This is a genomic window from Skermanella rosea (genome assembly GCF_016806835.2).
Taxonomy (GTDB): Bacteria; Pseudomonadota; Alphaproteobacteria; order Azospirillales; family Azospirillaceae; genus Skermanella; species Skermanella rosea.
On sequence record NZ_CP086111.1, the window covers coordinates 4,144,870 to 4,162,766 of the forward strand.

Consider the following 17,897-nt stretch of genomic DNA (forward strand, 5'->3'; position numbering starts at 1 on the left):
CTGGAACTTCTTGAGAGTCCCATGGCTTGCTTGAACTTAATTCCTAGAATACTTGGTCAAGGGCCGGCCGGGTATGCGCGCAGGTGGTAGTACCAGGGAGAAGACAGGATTCACCCTGCCCGCCCGAAGCCTCCGCCGCTCGGCGTTTCGATCACCATGACGTCACCGGCCCCCATCTCGACCTTTTCGGTCGGTCCGAGGGCCTGGATGGCGCCGTCGGCACGCTCGACCCGGGCGCTGCCCGGCTCGCCCGGCTCGCCGCCCTCCAGCCCGAAGGGCGGCACCACGCGGTGGTTGGACAGGATCGCGGCGGTCATGGGTTCCAGGAAGCGCATCCGCCGCACGGTGCCGTCGCCACCCCGGTGCCTCCCCCGGCCGCCGGATCCCTTCCGGATCTGGAACGACTCCAGCAGGACCGGGAAACGCCATTCCAGCACCTCCGGGTCGGTCAGGCGGGAATTGGTCATGTGGGTGTGGACGGCGTCGGTGCCGTCGAAATCCGGCCCCGCGCCCGACCCGCCGCAGATCGTCTCGTAATACTGGTAGCGGTCGTTGCCGAAGGTGAAGTTGTTCATGGTGCCCTGGGCCGCGGCCATCACGCCGAGCGCCCCGTACAGCGCGTCGGTCACGCATTGCGAGGTCTCGACGTTGCCGGCGACCACGGCGGCGGGATAGCGCGGCGCCAGCATGGAGCCTTCGGGAATGACGATGCGCAGCGGCTTCAGGCAGCCGTCGTTCATCGGGATGTCGTCGTCCACCAGCGTCCGGAAGACGTAGAGCACGGCCGCCCGGCAGACGGCCGAGGGGGCGTTGAAATTGTCGTCGAGCTGGGGGCTGGTCCCGGTGAAGTCGATGACGGCGCTGCGTTCCTCCCGGTCGATGGAGATCCGGACATGGATCTCGGCGCCGTTGTCCAGGCGCTGCACGAAGCTGCCGTCCTTCAGCACGCCGAGCACACGGCGGACCTGCTCCTCCGCGTTGTCCTGGACATGGCCCATATAGGCGGTCACCGTCTCAAGGCCGAAATGATCCACCATGCGGCGGAGTTCCTGCACGCCCTTCTCGTTGGCGGCAAGCTGGGCCTTGAGGTCGCCGACATTCTGGACCGTGTTGCGGACTGGATAGCGTCCCGAGGTCAGGAGTTCGTGCAGGGCGTCCTCCCGGAAGGTGCCGCCGTCGACCAGCATGAAATTGTCGATCAGCACCCCCTCCTCCTCGATCGTCCGGCTGTCGGGCGGCATGGAGCCGGGGGTGATGCCGCCGACGTCGGCATGGTGGCCGCGCGAGGCGACGTAGAACAGGACCTCGCGGCCGGCATCGTCGAACACGGGAGTGACCACCGTGATGTCCGGCAGGTGGGTGCCGCCATTGTAGGGATCGTTCAGCATGAAGGCGTCGCCCGGCTTCATGCCCCTGGCTTCGCCCGACTTGCCCGGAGCGCCGCGGCGGCGGATGATCGCGCGCACGCTCTCGCCCATGGAGCCCAGGTGGACCGGCATGTGGGGCGCGTTGGCGATCAGGCCGCCTTCCGCGTCGAACAGCGCGCAGGAGAAGTCGAGCCGTTCCTTGATGTTGACCGAATAGGCGGTGTTCTCCAGCGTCACGCCCATCTGTTCCGCGATCGACATGAACAGGTTGTTGAACACCTCCAGCATGACCGGATCGACGCGCGTGCCGATCGCGACGCGCGACGGCAGGGCCTGGACGCGGGTCATGACGAGATGGTCGCGCTTGGTGACCTCGGCCCTCCAGCCGGCTTCCACCACGGTGGTCGCGTTGGTCTCCCGCAGGATCGCCGGCCCGTCGATCCGGTCGCCGGGGCGGAGCGCGGTCCGGTCGAACACGGGCGTGCCGTTGAGCGTGGCGAGCGGCCGGAGCGGAACCTGGCGGGATTCGGACGCCAGTTCCGGATCGTCCGCCGTCGCGGTGGAGCCGATCACCTCGACCGATACCGCCTCGACCACCAGCGGCTTGCCGGCCATGGCGAAGCCGTAGCGCTGCCGGTGGGCCGTCTCGAAGGCGTAGTGGATGGTCTCGGCATCGCCGAAATCGACCGCCAGGGCGGTGTCGGTACCCTGGTACTTCAGGTGGACCGTCCTGACCGCCCGGATATCCGCCCCGCCCAGGTCCTGGAGCGAAAGCTCGTGGCGGCCGTCGGCCTCCAACTCGTCCAGGGCCGCGGACAAGGCCTCCATCAGGCCGGGTTCCAGCGGAGCCTCCACCGCCCGCTCGCGGATCGTCACCGTGTCGGCGAGCCCCATGCCGTAGGCCGACAGCACGCCGGCATGGGGATGGATGAACACCCGCCTCATGCCCAGCGCGTCGGCCACCAGGCAGGCATGCTGCCCACCGGCCCCGCCGAAGCAGGTCAGGGTGTAGCCGGTGACGTCGTAGCCGCGCTGGACCGAGATCTGCTTGATGGCGTTCGCCATGTTCTCGACCGCGATCTTCAGGAAGCCTTCGGCGACCTCCTCCGGCGTGCGGGCGTCGCCGGTGACCCGGCGGATCTCTTCGGCAAGGGCCGCGAACTTCTCCCGCACCACGTCGGCGTCCAGCGGCTGGTCGGCGTCCGGCCCGAACACCCGGGGGAAGAAATCCGGGTGGAGCTTGCCGAGCATGACGTTGCAGTCGGTCACCGTCAGCGGCCCGCCCCGGCGGTAGCAGGCGGGGCCGGGATTGGCACCGGCGCTTTCCGGGCCGACCCGGTAGCGGCTGCCGTCGAACACGCAGATCGACCCTCCGCCGGCGGCGACGGTATGGATGCGCATCATCGGCGCCCGCATCCGGACGCCGGCCACCTGCGTCTCGAAGGTCCGCTCGAACTCGCCGGCATAGTGGGACACGTCGGTCGAGGTGCCGCCCATGTCGAAGCCGATGATGCGGTCGAAGCCCGCCATGGTGGACGTCCGCACGGCGCCGACGATCCCGCCGGCCGGGCCGGACAGGATCGAGTCCTTGCCGTGGAACAGGCGCGCGTCGGTCAGGCCGCCGTTGGACTGCATGAACATCAGCCGGGTGCCGCCGAGCTGGGCCGCCACCCGGTCGACATAGCGGCGCAGGATCGGCGACAGGTAGGCGTCGACCACGGTGGTGTCGCCCCGGCCGACCAGCTTCATCAGCGGGCTGACCTCATGGCTGACCGACACCTGGGTGAAGCCGACCGAGCGGGCGACCTCGGCGACGGCGCGCTCGTGCTCCGGATAGCGGTAGCCGTGCATGAAGACGACGGCGCAGGATCGGATGCCGGCCTCGAAGGCGCGGGTCAGCCCGGCCCGCGCGGCGGCGAGATCGACCGGAACGATCACTTGCCCGTCGGCGGCCACGCGTTCAGGAACCTCTACCGTGTGCGCGTAGAGCTGTTCCGGCAGGACGATGTGGCGGGCGAAGATCCTTGGCCGGGCTTGGTAGCCGATGCGCAACGCGTCGGCGAAGCCCCGGGTGGTGACCAGGACGGTGGGTTCGCCCTTGCGCTCCAACAGGGCGTTGGTGGCGACCGTCGTCCCCATCTTGACCGCGTCGATTCGGTCGGCCGGGATCGGCGCCCCGGCCGGAACGCCGAGCAGGTCGCGGATGCCCTGTATGGCGGCGTCGGCGTAGCGCTCCGGATTGTCGGACAGCAGCTTGTGCGTCACCACCGCGCCGTCCGGCCTCCGAGCCACCACGTCGGTGAAGGTGCCGCCGCGATCGATCCAGAATTGCCATTTGCCGGTCATGCCCTGCCCGCTCCCCTGATTTCCGAATTGGTTTCGCATCGCAACAATATTGAGGCACACCCGCTTGGAATGTGCCACCCCCCAGGATTATCTTCTATGTCATGAAAGCCATGATCGTTTCGATGGCGGTCCTGTTGTTCCTGCTGACCGGTCCGATGCTGGTGGTGGCGATGGGGACCGTGACGCTGGGGGGCCACTGGTCCACCGCCAGCCGACAATCCTCCAATCAGGCTCCCGATCCAGCGACGACACCCGAGGCGGTCGTGCAGGTCTATGCCGCGCGCGCCTTCTCCTGGCGGGGAGCCTTCGGCACCCATCCCTGGTTCGCCGTGAAGCCGGCGGGAGCCTCGGACTATGTCGTATACGAGAAGATCGGCTGGCGTGTCATGCGGGGCCTGCCGGCTATCTCGATCGCCCGGCGCACGCCCGACGGCTACTGGTTCGGCCAGAAGCCGACGATCCTGGCCGAACTGCGCGGCCCGGCGGCGGAAGCGGCCATCGCCAAGCTGGATGCCGCCGCCAAGGCCTACCCGTACAACGATACCTACCGGATCTGGCCCGGCCCCAACAGCAACACCTTCGCCGCGTTCGTCGGCCGGGCGGTGCCGGAACTGCGCCTCGACCTGCCGCCCACAGCCCTGGGCAAGGATTACCTGGCGCCATGGAGCCTGTTCGCGCCTGCGCCCAGCGGGACCGGCTGGCAGCTTTCGATCTTCGGCTTGGCCGGCGTGCTGGTCGCGGTGGAGGAAGGGATCGAGTTCAACGTGCTGGGCCTGACCGTCGGCATCGACCCGCTCGACCTCGCGATCAAGCTGCCAGGCCTGGGGCGCCTGGGACCGGGTCCCGGCGCCGAAGTGGACGAGGAGATCCTGGAGCGCGGCCGGGATCGCCAGCCGCCGGGATAACGGTATCGGAGGCGGATTATCGTAGGTCGGCCTTGGCCCGAAGGGCCAACGCCGACATGACGGCCGGAGCATTGGCGTGTGGCGTCGGCGTTCGCCTTCGGCGAAGGCCGACCTACGGTTGACGGCCGTCAGCTAGAATGTCGCGGAGCAAGCATTCGGCCGCATGCTATCGTGGACGCATGAGATACCGACGCGACCGCACTGCGGGCGGAACCTACTTCTTTACCGTGGTCACACACGAACGGCTGCCGATTCTTGCCAGTCCGGAGGCGGTCAATGCCTTGCGGTCGGCTTTTCGCAAGGTTCGAACCGACCGCCCATTCAAGATAGAAGCGATCGCGGTCCTGCCGGATCACCTGCATACCTTGTGGACGCTGCCGGAAGACGACGCCGATTATTCCATGCGGTGGCGGCTGATCAAACGTACCTTCTCGGCGGCTGTCGGCGCTCGGTCACGCGTCTGGCAGAACCGCTTCTGGGAACATCGGGTTCGTGACGAGACCGACTGGTGCCGTCACATCGACTATATCCACTGGAATCCGTCAAGCGCGGCATCGTGAATGAAGCTTGGGAATGGCCCTATTCAAGCTTCAAGATCCATGTGCAGCGTGGCACCGATCCAGCGGATTGGCACCCGATCATCGTACCGACCCTCACGCCGCCGCCGGCTCCGGCTCCGGACCACCGTTCCACTGGTCGAGCATGCCGTTGACCATGGCCGTGCCGCTGTCCAGCGCCTCCTGGAGCAGGCTCATCTGGTTGGGCCAGGGGAGCTCGATGCGGCCGGTGACTTCGCCGCACTCGCTTTCCAGGTTGCCGAGGAACTTGCGGACGATCGACTGCATGCGGCGATTGCTGATCAGGCAGATCAGCACGAGGCGGCGAACTGTCCGGTTGCGCGCGACGGTGAGGATGCGCTGGATGACGCCCGACCCGAGCCCCTGGTTCTGGAAGCCCGGCTCGACGCTGACCGCCAGCTCGCCCTCGCCCGGCCAGACCTTGGGCTCGGTCCGCAGCTCGGCGACCGCGCGCAGCTCGCCGCGCACGAAACAGCCGACCATGATGGTGAAGCGCCAGTCGATGCCGCGACAGTAGCCGGCGATCGCCTCGTCGGTCTTGAACCCGCAGAAGCGGGCGTACCGGTCATTGGCCGAGAGCCGGAGAAGGTGGTCGCGATAGGCGTTCAGATCGGTTGGAAGGAGCTTGCGATAGACCGTCATGGACGTGGTACTTCCGTGGAATCATAGCGGTTAACGCCTTCATCCCTGGAGCTTCCTTCCCTCGGTCGCACGTCGCGGCCGTTGCCGGCCGATCGGTACGATCACTGCCACTATATTGCACTGCAGCAAACGGTTTGGAAGGAGGATGGTTGCCGCGTTGCGAAAAAACAGCAGCGGATGACGTCGATGTCACAGTTGGCGCGGACCCGATCGGTGGCTATGCTCAGCCCCCTCTCCATTGCCGGACCTGTCGCGAGCATCATGAGTATCTGGGGGAAAGTTCTGGGCGGAGCCGCAGGCTTCGCCATCGGCGGCCCGATCGGGGGTCTTCTCGGGGCGGTCGCCGGCCATGCGGTCGATCTGTACCGCGAGGACGAGGAGGGCGAGACCGATGCGACGCAGCAGATCGCCTTCACCATCGGCGTGATCGCGCTGGGCGCCAAGATGGCCAAGGTCGATGGCGTGGTGACCCGCCACGAGGTCAACGCCTTCAAGCAGGTGTTCAAGATCCCGCCCGACGAGATGAAGAACGTCGGGCGCATCTTCGATCTGGCGCGCCGCGACAGCCAGGGCTGGGAGCCATACGCCAATCAGATCGCCAAGCTGCTGGCCGACCGCCCCGCGGTGCTGGAGGACCTGCTGGACGGGCTGTTCCACATCGCGCGGGCCGACGGCGAACTGCGCGAGGCCGAGATCGGCTACCTGGAAGGCATCGCGAAGGTGTTCGGCTTTTCCGACCGGGACTTCCTGCGAATCCGGGCGAGCAACGGCTGCGCGCCCAAGGACGATCCCTACGCCGTGCTCGGCCTGACGCCCGACGCCTCCGACGAGGAGATCAAGGCCGCACACCGCGGGCTCGTCCGCGACCACCACCCGGACAGGCTGATCGCCCAGGGGCTGCCGCAGGATTTCGTCGACATCGCCAACGACAAGCTGGCGGCGATCAACGCCGCTCACGACCGCATCCGCAAGGAGCGGGGTGCCGTGATGGAAACCGCGTGACCGCCCTGCGGAGTTAGCGCTTGCCGAGACCGGGGTGATCTCCTTTATAGCTTCGGATCATGGCACCTAATCCTCCTTTGGTCGCGCTGATGGGCGCCACGGTCACCTTCGGCGGTCTGCCGGTGTTCGAGAAGATCGATCTCGGCATCGCGCGGGGCGACAAGGTATGCCTGGTGGGACGCAACGGCAGCGGCAAATCCACCCTCATGAAGCTGTTGGCGGGGCAGATCGCCCCGGACGACGGTGAACGTTTCCTCCAGCCCGGCGCGCGCGTCGCCTATCTGGCGCAGGAACCCTCGTTCGAGGGTTACGCGACGGTCCACGACTTCGTCGCCGAAGGGCTGCCGCCGGACGACCAGGACTCGCTCCACCGGGTCGACGCGGTGCTCGACCGGCTAGCGCTGGCGGTCGACCGGTCGCCCATGGAGCTGTCCGGCGGCGAGGCGCGCCGCGCGGCGCTGGGACGGGCGCTGGTCTCCGCCCCCGACGTGCTGCTGCTGGACGAGCCGACCAACCATCTGGACCTGCCGACGATCGAGTGGCTGGAAGGCGAGCTCCAGTCCTATCGCGGCGGGCTGCTGCTGATCAGCCACGACCGAGCCTTCCTGTCGAAGCTCTCGCGGCGGACCCTGTGGCTCGACCGCGGCGGCATCCGCGAGACGGAGCGCGGGTTCGCGGAGTTCGAGACCTGGCAGCAGGAGGTCTTCGCGTCCGAGGAGATCGCGGCCCACAAGCTGGACCGCAAGATCGCCGCCGAGACCCAGTGGATGCGGGAGGGCATCAGCGCCCGCCGGACCCGCAACATGGGCAGGGTCCGGGCCTTGCAGCAGCTGCGCACCGACCGCGCCGAACGGGTGCGCGGCGGCCAGCAGGTCAAGCTGGGGGTCGCCGAGGGCGAGGCCAGCGGGCGCATGGTGATCGAGGCGGAGCACGTCGCCAAGGGCTTCGATGCGCCGGAGGGCCGGCGGGAAGTCGCGAAGGATTTCTCGACCCGCATCCTGCGCGGCGACCGGGTCGGGCTGATCGGTCCGAACGGCGCAGGCAAGACCACGCTTCTGAAGATCCTGACCGGCCAGATGCCGCCCGATTCGGGGACGGTGCGGCTGGGCGTGAACCTGCAGCCGGTCTATTTCGACCAGCGGCGCGCCTCGCTCGATCCCAACGCCACGATCCACCAGACGCTCTGCCCGTTCGGCGGCGACAGCGTCTCGGTCGGCGGGCAGTCGCGGCACGTCGCGTCCTACATGCGGGATTTCCTGTTCGATCCCAAGCTGAAGGACACGCCGACCCGGGCGCTGTCCGGCGGCGAGCGGAACCGGCTGCTGCTGGCGACGCTGTTCGCCCGGCCGTCGAACCTGATGATCCTGGACGAGCCGACCAACGACCTGGACATGGACACGCTGGACCTGCTGGAAGAGGTGCTGAGCGACTATGACGGCACGCTGCTGCTGGTCAGCCACGACCGCGACTTCCTGGACCGGCTGGTGACCTCGGTCATCGCGGTGGAGGGGGCCGGCGAGGTCCAGGAATATGTCGGCGGCTATTCGGACTATGTCACCCAGCGCCCGGACCGCGCCGCACCGGACGCGGCCAAGGCCCGGAAGAAGGACGCGGGCCCGCCGGCCGAGGCCAAGCAGCGCCGCAAGCTGAGCTACCAGCAGCAGCGCGAGTTGGACCAGCTGCCGAAGCGGATGGAGGATCTGGGCGGGAAGATCAAGGCGGCGGAGGCGAAGCTGGCCGACGCCGACTTCTTCAGCCGGGACCCCGCCGGGTTCCAGAAGACCAGCGAAGGCCTGGGCAAGCTCCAGGCGGAGCTGGAGGCGGCGGAGGAACGCTGGCTCGAACTGGAGGCATTGCGGGAAGAACTGGAAGCCTCCTCTTGAGCCCCCGCGATATCGCCGCCGCCCTGGTCGTCATGGTGATCTGGGGCCTCAACTTCGCCGTGGCCAAGTACGGCCTGCGCGAATTCTCGCCCATGCTGCTGATGAGCCTGCGGTTCGCCATGGTGGCGGTGATGCTGCTGCCGTTCGTGGCGGTGCCGTGGGGACGCATGAAGGAGATCTTCGTCCTGTCGGTGCTGCTGGGCGGCCTGCATTTCCCGCTGATGTTCACCGGGCTGACCCGGGTGGACGCGGCGGCAGCCTCGATCGCGATCCAGCTCCAGGTGCCGTTCTCCTCCATCCTCGCGGCGATCCTCTACAAGGACAAGCTGGGCTGGCGGCGCGGCCTGGGCATGGCGATCTCGTTCGGCGGCGTGATCGTGATCGCCGGCGAGCCCCGGGCCATGGACGGCAGCTGGTACCTGGGGCTGGTGGTGGTGGCCGCGCTGATCTTCTCCATCGTCAACATCCAGATCCGCCGGATCGGCTCGATCAACGGCTTCTCGCTCAATGCCTGGATGTCGGTGATGGCGGCGCCCCAGCTGATCGCCGTCTCGCTGCTGATGGAGAGCGGGCAAATCGAGCAGATCAGGGCGGCGTCCTGGCTGGGCTGGGGCAGCATCGCCTACATGGCGATCATGGTCACCATCGTGTCCTACGCGTTCTGGTATCCTCTGGTCCGCCGCTATCCGGTCAACCAGACCATGCCCTGGACGCTGCTGGTGCCGGTGTTCGGCGTGCTGTCCGGCGTCCTGCTGCTGGGCGAGCCGCTGACGCCGCCGATGGTGGTCGGCGGGTCGTTGACGCTGGTGGGAGTCGCGGTGATCATGATCCGGAAGGCGCCCAAGCAGAACCAGAACCAGTCGGCGACATGACGCTCTCCCCCAACCATGGCCCCCGCCCAGACGGCGTGCCGGTCGATATCCTGCTGGTCCACTATACCGGCATGCCGACGGGCGCCGAGGCCCTGGAGCGGCTGTGCGACCGGGCCTCCCAGGTCAGCGCGCACTATCTGGTGGACGAGGACGGGACGGTGACCCCCCTGGTGCCGGAGGAGCGGCGGGCCTGGCATGCCGGCGTCGGCTGCTGGCACGGCGAGCGCGACATCAACAGCCGCTCGATCGGCGTGGAGCTGGTGAACCCCGGGCACGAATGGGGCTACCGCCCCTTCCCGCCGGCCCAGATGGAGGCTTTCGCCGCCCTGGCGCGCGGCATCCTGGATCGGCATGGGATTTCGCCCCACCGGGTGCTCGCCCACTCCGACGTGGCGCCGGCCCGCAAGGAAGATCCCGGCGAATTGTTCGACTGGCGGGGACTGGCGGCGCGGGGCATCGGGCTGTGGCCCGAACCGGACGCGCGCGACGACGGACCGGGCCATGCGGTGGCGGAAGCGCAGGACTTGTTGGGCCGGTTCGGCTACGACGTCGCGGCATCGGGCGTGCTGGACGCCCCGACCCGGATCGCGGCGACGGCCTTCCAGCGGCATTTCATCCCCGACCGCGTGGCCTTCGGCCTGGACCGGAGCTTCATGCGCGTGCTCCGGGCGGCGGTGCGGCAGGCGGAAGCCCTCGCTTCCCGCTGATTTCCCCTCTTTGCACCGTCGGCATTGCAATTCTGTTGCATCGCACCCGCCCAGTGCCTAAGTTCCCGGCCGCCAGGTGGCTGGATGGCCGCTTCCCATGGAATCCCATGGGGAGAGGAAAGTCCGGGCTCCACGGAAATACGGTGCCGGGTAACGCCCGGCGGGGGCGACCCCAGGGAAAGTGCCACAGAAAGAAAACCGCCTGCCCACCCCCGGAGTTCGCCTCCGGAGTCGGCAGGCAAGGGTGAAAGGGTGCGGTAAGAGCGCACCGCGGCTCCGGCAACGGAGACGGCATGGTAAACCCCACCGGGAGCAAGACCGAATAGGGGCGGCTTGGCCACGAGCCTAGCGCATTTCCGCGCCGTCGCCCGGGTTGGTCGCGTGAGGCGTCCGGTAACGGGCGTCCCAGATGAATGGTCATCCACCGTCCCCTTCCGGGCAACCGGATCGCGGGCGGGGACAGAACCCGGCTTACAGGCCACCTGGCACCCAATAATTAAGTTTTTCCTAATTCAACTTTCAGGATGTTCCTGCCGCTCGTGGGTTTTCATGGCCCGGAACCTGAGACAATGATGGGACGTATCGGGATAATCCTGTGGACAAGCTGTTGATCACTATTCCGCACGGTTTCCGAGGCCGGTTTTCCCGATCCGAGTCGTTCAATGATTCAAAGACTCGTCATTTGAATTCGCCCGATCGTTATAAGAACGAAAAGGGAACAAACTTCAGAAACGCTCTTAGGATTAACTTGATGTTTAGGTTCTCGCTAAAAAGCGTGGCATCCACAATCCAACCTTGAGGAAAGACGAACGCAGCCGCGAAATTTCTTGATTCCAAAGGCCAATTACTGGCAACGGCATTGACGGCCCATGAAATCCCATGTTATCCCATACTCACCCAAGCTGCTGGGGCGGTACCCTTAAGGTCTAACCCCGAGGGCAAACCTAACCAAGGCGAAGGTGGTGCGGGGCCGATGGCTCGGACCGCAGGGCTTGAGGGTTAAATGGCCATCTTCTTGTCCTCTTTCTTGAATAAGGTCGACAAGAAGGGCCGCGTGTCGGTGCCGGCTTCCTTTCGGGGCGTGCTGGCCAAGGACTCCCCTGAAGGCGTTGCGTCCAGCGTGATCGTGTTCCGCTCCCTACAGTTTTCTGCACTCGAAGCGTGTAGCCCGGAGCATATGGACAGGCTGGCCGAAACACTGGATCAAATGGACATCCCGCCGGAAGAGAAGGACCTCTTCCAGGCGACGATCTTCGCCGGCTCGATCCAGCTGGGGATCGACGCCGAGGGCCGGATCCTGATCCCCCAGGACATGCTCGATTTCGCCGGGATCACCGAGCAGGCCTCGTTCGTGGCCAACAACAAGACTTTCCAGATCTGGGAGCCGGCGGCCCACGCCGCGCGCATGGAAGAAGCGCGCAAGCTCAGCCGCGCCGCCGGGCTGTCGCTCAGCAGCATCAGCCTGGCGGGCCGCCGGCCCGCCGCCGCCCCGGCGAAGGAATAGGAGCGCGGCATGGCGACGACCTACGAACATGTCCCGGTCCTGCTGGAAGAGGTGGTGGCGGCCCTGGCCCCCCGGGACGGCGGCGTCTACGTGGACGGCACCTTCGGCCGCGGCGGCTACGCCCGCGCGATCCTGGCCGCCGCGGACTGCACCGTCTGGGGGATCGACCGCGACCCGGCGGCGGTCGCCGCGGGCTCGGCCCTGGCGGAGGAGTTCCCCCGTCGGTTGAACGTCATCGAAGGCCCGTTCGGCCGGATGGACGCGCTGCTGCGCGAGGCCGGGGTCGAGGAAGTCGACGGGGTCACGCTGGACCTGGGCGTCTCGTCGCCGCAGATCGACGACCCGGCGCGCGGCTTCTCGTTCCGCGCCGACGGGCCGCTCGACATGCGCATGGGAAATCATGGGATGACGGCCGCCGACGCGGTCAACTCCCTGGGCGAGACCGAACTGGCCGACGTGATCTACCGGCTGGGCGAGGAGCGGATGTCGCGCCGGGTCGCCCGCGCGATCGTGGCCGCCCGCGCCGAGGAGCCGATCGACCGGACCGCCCGGCTGGCCGACATCGTCCGGCGGGTGGTCCCGAAGAGCCGCGACGGCATCGATCCGGCGACCCGGACCTTCCAGGCGCTCCGGCTCTACGTCAACGACGAGCTGGGCGAGCTGGACCGCGGCCTCGCCGCGTCGGAGCGGCTGCTGCGTCCCGGCGGGCGGCTGGCGGTGGTCTCCTTCCACTCGCTGGAGGACCGTCAGGTCAAGGAATTCCTGCGGCGCCGGTCGGGCAACAGCCCGGCCCCGTCGCGTCACGCACCGGTGGAACGGACGGCCGAAGCGGCGCCGACGTTCCGCCTGATCTCCCGCAAGCCGGTGACCCCCGGCGACACGGAACTCGTCAACAATCCCCGCGCCCGGTCAGCCCGGCTGCGCGCGGCCGAACGCACGAAGGCACCGGCCTTCGAGGAGGCAGCATGATCAGCAAGTCCACGGTGATCTGGCTCGGTCTGGCGGGCCTGGCGAGCGGGGCATTGTTCCACACGAGCTACCGGGTGCAGGCGCTCGGCGAGGATCTGGCCGGGTTGAACCGCGCGATCATCCATGAGCAGGAAGCCATCCAGATCCTGAAGGCCGAGTGGAGCTACATGAACGATCCGACCCGGATCGAGGAAATGGCGCGCCGGCACCTGGTGCTCGGCCCGACCGCCGCCGGGCAGATGATCGCTTCGGTCGAGAGCATCCCGGCGCGGCTGCATCCGGCCGATCCCAACGCGCCAGCGGGTTCCGCCCTGGTCGCCGGGACGACGGTGCCGATGCCGTCGCGCAAGCCGGGCGGCAGCGGCGTGCCGGCCGGCTCCGTGGTGCTCGCCACCTACAAGGTGACGCAATGACCGACATCCACGCGTCACGCCACTGGCACACGGACCGCCCGGAAGCGGCGCCGGCTCCCCGCGCCGCCGAGCGGCGCACCGGGAGCCGAGCCGCTCAGGCGCTGGACCAGGCGCGCAGCCGGCTGATGGTGACCGTCGCGGTCTTCGCGCTCGCCTTCGGCGCGGTCGGCGTCAAGCTGGTCGACGCCACCGTGATGAGCCAAGGGGGTGACACGGGGCTGGCGCAGGCCGCTTCCGCCCACGCCATCCCGGCCAGCCGCGCCGACATCGTGGACCGCAACGGCGTGCTGCTGGCGAGCTCGCTGGCGACCGCGTCGCTGCACGCCGACCCCAAGCTGGTGATCAACCCGCTGGAGGCGACGCAGAAGCTGACCTCGGTGCTGACCGACCTGGACTACCAGGACACCCTGGCCAAGCTGAAGAGCGACAAGCGGTTCGTCTGGATCCGGCGGAACCTGTCGCCGCGCGAGCACTACGAGGTCAACCGGCTCGGCATCCCCGGCCTCTACTTCCAGCGCGAGGAGCGACGGGTTTATCCGAACGCCAACCTGACCGCCCATGTCGTGGGCTTCACCGGCGTCGACAACAACGGCCTGATGGGGATCGAGCAGTCGTTCGACAGCCGCCTGAGGTCGTCGAGCGAGCCGGTCCAGCTCTCCCTCGATGTCCGCCTTCAGCACCTGGTCAAGCGCGAGCTCCAGAGCGCCGTGGACGAGTTCCAGGCCCTGGGCGGCGCCGGGATGATCATGGACGTCAAGACCGGCGAGGTCCTGGCGATGGTCTCGCTGCCGGACTTCGACCCCCACGCCCCGACCAACGACGAGAACGCGCGTTTCAACCGCAACACTCTCGGCGTGTACGAGATGGGCTCGACGTTCAAGATCTTCAATTCGGCCCTCGCCCTGGAGTCGGGCAAGATCCGCATGGGCGACAGCTTCGATGCGACCAAGTCGGTGCGGGTCGGGCGGTTCACGATCAGCGACTACCACGGCAAGAACCGCTGGCTGACCGTCCCCGAAGTCTTCATGTACTCGTCCAACATCGGCTCCGTCCGGATGGCGATGGAGGTCGGCACGCCGGCCCAGCGCGCGCTGATGGACAAGCTCGGCCTGCTCAAGCGGTCGCCGATCGAGATTCCCGAGGTCGGAGCGCCGATGGTGCCCAATCCCTGGCGCGAAGCCAGCACCATGACGATCTCCTTCGGCCATGGCCTGTCCGTCAGCCCGATCCAGATGGCCTCGGCCACCGCAGCCTCGGTCAACGGCGGCCTGCTGCACCCGCCGACCCTTCTGAAGCGGAACCCCGGCGACCCGATACCCGCGGAACGCGTAATTTCGCCACAAACCTCGGACCAAATCCGCCGGCTGATGCGCCTGGTCGTGACCCAGGGCACGGCGACCGGAGCGGCCGCCCCCGGCTACGTGGTCGGCGGCAAGACGGGCACCGCGGAGAAGACCAGTGGGCGTGGCTATGCGAAGAAGGCCTTGTTGTCGTCGTTCATCGGCGCCTTCCCGATCCAGGATCCCCGCTATCTGGTGATGGCCATGGTCGACGAGCCGAAGGGCAACAAGCGCACCTACGGCTACGCCACCGGCGGCTGGGTCGCGGCACCGCTGGCCGGCAGGATCATCCAGCAAATGGGTCCGCTGATGGGCATCAGCCCGATCGACGAGAACCGGCCCGACATCCGCACGGCAACGGAAATCCATCTCAACCCCCGGGGAAGCACCCTTGCGTCTTACTGACCTCGCCTCCTCCGACACCACCCCGGCCGCGCCGCTCCAGGCCCGCGATCCCCTGATCGCGGGCCTGACGAGCGATTCGCGCGCGGTCAAGCCGGGTTTCCTGTTCGCGGCGCTGCCGGGAAGCAAGGCCGACGGGCGAGCCTTCGTGGCCGACGCGGTGGCGCGCGGCGCGGTGGCGGTCCTGGGCCCGGCCGGCACGGTGCTGCCGGACGGGGCGCCCGACGGCGTCGCCGTGATCGAGGACGAGAACCCCCGGCGCCGGCTGGCGCTGATGGCGGCCCGCTTCTACGGGCGGCAGCCGGCCCACGTCGCGGCGGTGACCGGCACCAACGGCAAGACCTCGACCGTGCAGTTCGCCCGCCAGCTCTGGTCCCTGCTCGGCCACCGGGCGGCCAGCCTGGGTACCCTGGGCATCACGGCGCCAGGGCTGGAGCGCTACGGTTCGCTGACCACGCCGGACACGGTTTCCCTGCACCAGGCGCTCGCCGAGCTTGCCGACGCCGGGATCGACCATCTCGCTATGGAGGCGTCGAGCCACGGACTCGACCAGTACCGCCTGGACGGCGTGACCATCGAAACCGCAGGTTTCACAAATTTGTCACGCGACCACCTGGATTACCACGGCAGTATGGAGGCTTACCTCGCGGCGAAGTCGATGCTGTTCGACCGCGTCCTGCCCCCCGGCGGGACGACGGTGCTGAACGCGGACGCGCCCGAGTTCACCCCTCTGTCAGAGCTGTGTTCGCGGCGTGGTCATCGCCTGATCGGCTATGGCACACAGGCGAAGGAGCTTGTCTTGCACGACCTGATCCCCCTGCCCCACGGACAGCGGCTGAAGCTGACCGTGCTCGGCCGGGACCACGACATCGACCTTCCGCTGGCCGGGCGCTTCCAGTGCATGAACGCGCTGTGCGCGCTGGGCATGGCGATCGGCACCGGCGCCGACCCGGACGAGGCGGCGGCCGCGCTCGAACGGCTTGGCGGCGTCCGCGGCCGGCTGGAGCTGGTCGCCCACCACCCCTCGGGCGCCCCGATCTACGTGGACTATGCCCATACGCCCGACGCGCTGGAGACGGTGCTGCGGGCATTGCGCCCCCATGCGGCGAAGCGGCTGGTGGTGGTGTTCGGCTGCGGCGGCGACCGCGACCGGGGCAAGCGGCCGGTCATGGGCGAGTTGGCCGACCGGCTGGCCGACCGGGTCATCGTGACCGACGACAACCCCAGGACCGAAGCGGCGGAGGCGATCCGGCGCGAGGTCATGGTGGGCTGCCCGGCCGCCGAGGAGATCGGCGACCGCGCCGCGGCGATCCGCGCCGCTGTCAGGGACCTGGCCGAGGGCGACGTGCTGGTGATCGCCGGCAAGGGTCACGAGCAGGGCCAGACAGTCGGCACCGTGGTACGGCCGTTCGACGATGCCGACGAGGCGCGCGCCGCCCTGCGGGAGGCTCTGGTCTGATGGCCCGCCCCACCGTTCTCTGGACCGCCGACGATGTCGCGGCGGCGACCAACGGCACCCTGCACGGCTCCGCCGATGCCCTGGACTGGCAGGCGACCGGCGTGTCGATCGACAGCCGCACGATCCAGCCGGGCGACCTGTTCATCGCGCTGAAGGGCCCGAACTTCGACGGCCACGGATACGTGGCGCAGGCCCTGGCGGCCGGCGCGACCGCCGCCCTGGTGTCGCACCGGCCGGACGGCGTCGGGCCGGATGCTCCGCTGGTCATGGTCGAGGACACCTTCGCCGCCCTCCAGGACCTGGGCTCGGTGGCGCGGCTGCGCACCGGCGCGAAGATCGTCGCGGTGACCGGGTCGGTCGGCAAGACCAGCACCAAGGAGGCGCTGGGCACCTGCCTGTCCGCGCTGGCGCCGACCTTCGCCACGGCAGGGAGCCTGAACAACCATTGGGGCGTGCCGCTGAGCCTGGCGCGCATGCCGCCGGACTGCACCTACGCCGTGTTCGAGTTGGGCATGAACCATGCCGGCGAGATCGGCCCGCTGTCCCGCCAGGTCCGCCCCGACGTCGCGGTGATCACCACCGTCGAGGCGGTCCACCTGGAGCACTTCCCCTCGGTCGAGGCGATCGCCGACGCCAAGGCGGAGATCTTCGAAGGCATGGCGCCCAACGGCGCCGTGGTCCTGAACCGCGACAACCCGCACTATGCCCGGCTGGTCGCCGCGGCCCGGACCCGCGGGCTGTCGCGCATCCTGGGCTTCGGCAAGGCCGAGGACGCCGCGGCACGCCTGACCGACTGCTCGATCCATGCGACCTGCAGCGCGGTCAACGCGGTGATCAAGGGCGAGGCGCTGCAATACTGCCTGGCGCTTCCCGGCCGCCACCACGTGATGAACAGCCTGGCCGTGCTGCTGGCGGTCCGCGCGCTGGGCGGCGACGTCGCCGCGGCGGCGCGGGCCATGGCGACGCTGAAGCCGATCAAGGGACGGGGTGCCCGCCGGCGCGTGCGGCTGGCCCAGGGCGCCCTGACCGTGATCGACGAGAGCTACAACGCCAGCCCGGTCTCCATGGAGGCGAGCTTCCAGGTGCTGGCCAAGGGCGATCCGGGCGTCGGCGGGCGGCGCATCGCCGTGCTGGGCGACATGCTGGAGCTGGGCGAGCGGTCGCCCCTGCTGCACGCGGCCCTGGCCGAGCCGCTGAAGGCCGCCTCGGTGGACCTGGCGTTCTGTGCCGGCCCCAACATGAGGCGCCTGTTCGACAAGCTGCCGGCCTCCCTGCGCGGCGGCTGGGCCCCGGACAGCGCGGCGCTGGCTCCCCTGGTGGCCGGGGCGGTGCGCGCCGGCGACGTCCTGATGGTCAAGGGCTCCGCCGGCAGCCGCATGGCCGCCGTGGTCGACGCGGTCGCGGCCCTCGAATCCGGCGCCGCCGGAACTTCCGATTCAAACTCCCGAACGACTCCCGACGAAATTCCCGACGACAAGGCGCCACGCGCCGTACGGCAGGGCTGAGGC

General features: G+C 68.5%; 14 protein-coding genes and 1 other RNA gene. 13 read left to right on the forward strand and 2 right to left on the reverse strand.

The window, feature by feature from the left end:
• Nucleotides 1-110 precede the first annotated feature (110 nt).
• The gene (locus tag JL101_RS19370) at nucleotides 111-3,713 is read right to left on the reverse strand and encodes a hydantoinase B/oxoprolinase family protein (protein ID WP_203097755.1); all 3,603 of its coding nucleotides are present in this window, start codon (nucleotides 3,711-3,713) and stop codon (nucleotides 111-113) included.
• A 101-nt stretch (nucleotides 3,714-3,814) separates the two neighbouring features.
• Here JL101_RS19370 and JL101_RS19375 point away from each other — a divergent pair, with 101 nt between their 5' ends.
• Together JL101_RS19375 and JL101_RS19380 are read left to right on the forward strand one after the other, a co-directional pair.
• Nucleotides 3,815-4,618, forward strand: a complete 804-nt coding sequence (locus JL101_RS19375; protein WP_203097754.1) for a DUF3750 domain-containing protein — start codon at nucleotides 3,815-3,817, stop codon at nucleotides 4,616-4,618.
• Between the two features lie 179 nt (nucleotides 4,619-4,797).
• A complete protein-coding gene (locus tag JL101_RS19380; RefSeq protein ID WP_203097753.1) occupies nucleotides 4,798-5,178 on the forward strand; it encodes an REP-associated tyrosine transposase in 381 nt (126 codons plus the stop codon).
• A gap of 93 nt (nucleotides 5,179-5,271) precedes the next feature.
• On the opposite strand, the gene JL101_RS19385 is transcribed toward JL101_RS19380, so the two are convergent.
• The gene (locus JL101_RS19385) at nucleotides 5,272-5,838 is read right to left on the reverse strand and encodes a GNAT family N-acetyltransferase (protein ID WP_203097752.1); all 567 of its coding nucleotides are present in this window, start codon (nucleotides 5,836-5,838) and stop codon (nucleotides 5,272-5,274) included.
• Between the two features lie 261 nt (nucleotides 5,839-6,099).
• Between JL101_RS19385 and JL101_RS19390 the strand changes: the two genes are divergently transcribed.
• The 11 genes from JL101_RS19390 (at nucleotide 6,100) to JL101_RS19440 (ending at nucleotide 17,894) form a co-directional block, all read left to right on the forward strand.
• Nucleotides 6,100-6,840: a TerB family tellurite resistance protein gene (locus JL101_RS19390; RefSeq protein ID WP_201078381.1), complete on the forward strand. Its 741-nt coding sequence runs from the start codon at nucleotides 6,100-6,102 to the stop codon at nucleotides 6,838-6,840.
• A gap of 59 nt (nucleotides 6,841-6,899) precedes the next feature.
• Nucleotides 6,900-8,723, forward strand: a complete 1,824-nt coding sequence (locus JL101_RS19395) for an ATP-binding cassette domain-containing protein (RefSeq protein ID WP_203097751.1) — start codon at nucleotides 6,900-6,902, stop codon at nucleotides 8,721-8,723.
• Entirely contained in the window at nucleotides 8,720-9,595 is an 876-nt protein-coding gene (locus tag JL101_RS19400) for a DMT family transporter (RefSeq protein WP_203097750.1), read from the forward strand. The genes JL101_RS19395 and JL101_RS19400 overlap by 4 nt, the downstream gene beginning before the upstream one ends.
• On the forward strand, nucleotides 9,592-10,302 hold the full coding sequence (locus tag JL101_RS19405) for an N-acetylmuramoyl-L-alanine amidase (protein WP_203097749.1): 711 nt from the start codon (nucleotides 9,592-9,594) through the stop codon (nucleotides 10,300-10,302). Before JL101_RS19400 ends, JL101_RS19405 begins: the two co-directional genes overlap by 4 nt.
• Before the next feature lie 72 nt (nucleotides 10,303-10,374).
• An RNA gene (gene rnpB / locus JL101_RS19410) (RNase P RNA component class A) lies at nucleotides 10,375-10,792 on the forward strand.
• Nucleotides 10,793-11,305: 513 nt separating this feature from the next.
• Nucleotides 11,306-11,806, forward strand: coding sequence for a division/cell wall cluster transcriptional repressor MraZ (locus JL101_RS19415; RefSeq protein ID WP_202684650.1), 501 nt, complete (start codon nucleotides 11,306-11,308; stop codon nucleotides 11,804-11,806).
• A gap of 9 nt (nucleotides 11,807-11,815) precedes the next feature.
• Entirely contained in the window at nucleotides 11,816-12,775 is a 960-nt protein-coding gene (rsmH, locus tag JL101_RS19420) for a 16S rRNA (cytosine(1402)-N(4))-methyltransferase RsmH (RefSeq protein ID WP_203097748.1), read from the forward strand.
• Nucleotides 12,772-13,188 carry a cell division protein FtsL gene (gene ftsL / locus JL101_RS19425; protein WP_203097747.1) on the forward strand — a complete coding sequence of 139 codons (417 nt, stop codon included), beginning with the start codon at nucleotides 12,772-12,774 and terminating at the stop codon, nucleotides 13,186-13,188. The genes rsmH and ftsL overlap by 4 nt, the downstream gene beginning before the upstream one ends.
• On the forward strand, nucleotides 13,185-14,933 hold the full coding sequence (locus JL101_RS19430; RefSeq protein WP_203097746.1) for a peptidoglycan D,D-transpeptidase FtsI family protein: 1,749 nt from the start codon (nucleotides 13,185-13,187) through the stop codon (nucleotides 14,931-14,933). Before ftsL ends, JL101_RS19430 begins: the two co-directional genes overlap by 4 nt.
• Nucleotides 14,920-16,389, forward strand: a complete 1,470-nt coding sequence (locus JL101_RS19435; protein ID WP_203097745.1) for a UDP-N-acetylmuramoyl-L-alanyl-D-glutamate--2,6-diaminopimelate ligase — start codon at nucleotides 14,920-14,922, stop codon at nucleotides 16,387-16,389. The genes JL101_RS19430 and JL101_RS19435 overlap by 14 nt, the downstream gene beginning before the upstream one ends.
• Nucleotides 16,389-17,894, forward strand: coding sequence for a UDP-N-acetylmuramoylalanyl-D-glutamyl-2,6-diaminopimelate--D-alanyl-D-alanine ligase (locus JL101_RS19440; protein ID WP_203097744.1), 1,506 nt, complete (start codon nucleotides 16,389-16,391; stop codon nucleotides 17,892-17,894). Before JL101_RS19435 ends, JL101_RS19440 begins: the two co-directional genes overlap by 1 nt.
• The last annotated feature ends 3 nt before the right edge of the window (nucleotides 17,895-17,897 follow it).

Excerpts from the sequence above, each read along its gene's own strand:
- rsmH (WP_203097748.1), top strand. The coding sequence starts at position 11,816 with ATGGCGACGACCTACGAACATGTCCCGGTCCTGCTGGAAGAGGTGGTG.
- JL101_RS19430 (WP_203097746.1), top strand. The coding sequence starts at position 13,185 with ATGACCGACATCCACGCGTCACGCCACTGGCACACGGACCGCCCGGAA.
- JL101_RS19380 (WP_203097753.1), top strand. The coding sequence starts at position 4,798 with ATGAGATACCGACGCGACCGCACTGCGGGCGGAACCTACTTCTTTACC.
- JL101_RS19390 (WP_201078381.1), top strand. The coding sequence starts at position 6,100 with ATGAGTATCTGGGGGAAAGTTCTGGGCGGAGCCGCAGGCTTCGCCATC.
- JL101_RS19370 (WP_203097755.1), bottom strand. The coding sequence starts at position 3,713 with ATGACCGGCAAATGGCAATTCTGGATCGATCGCGGCGGCACCTTCACC.
- JL101_RS19405 (WP_203097749.1), top strand. The coding sequence starts at position 9,592 with ATGACGCTCTCCCCCAACCATGGCCCCCGCCCAGACGGCGTGCCGGTC.
- JL101_RS19395 (WP_203097751.1), top strand. The coding sequence starts at position 6,900 with ATGGCACCTAATCCTCCTTTGGTCGCGCTGATGGGCGCCACGGTCACC.
- ftsL (WP_203097747.1), top strand. The coding sequence starts at position 12,772 with ATGATCAGCAAGTCCACGGTGATCTGGCTCGGTCTGGCGGGCCTGGCG.
- JL101_RS19375 (WP_203097754.1), top strand. The coding sequence starts at position 3,815 with ATGAAAGCCATGATCGTTTCGATGGCGGTCCTGTTGTTCCTGCTGACC.
- JL101_RS19385 (WP_203097752.1), bottom strand. The coding sequence starts at position 5,838 with ATGACGGTCTATCGCAAGCTCCTTCCAACCGATCTGAACGCCTATCGC.
- JL101_RS19440 (WP_203097744.1), top strand. The coding sequence starts at position 16,389 with ATGGCCCGCCCCACCGTTCTCTGGACCGCCGACGATGTCGCGGCGGCG.
- JL101_RS19415 (WP_202684650.1), top strand. The coding sequence starts at position 11,306 with ATGGCCATCTTCTTGTCCTCTTTCTTGAATAAGGTCGACAAGAAGGGC.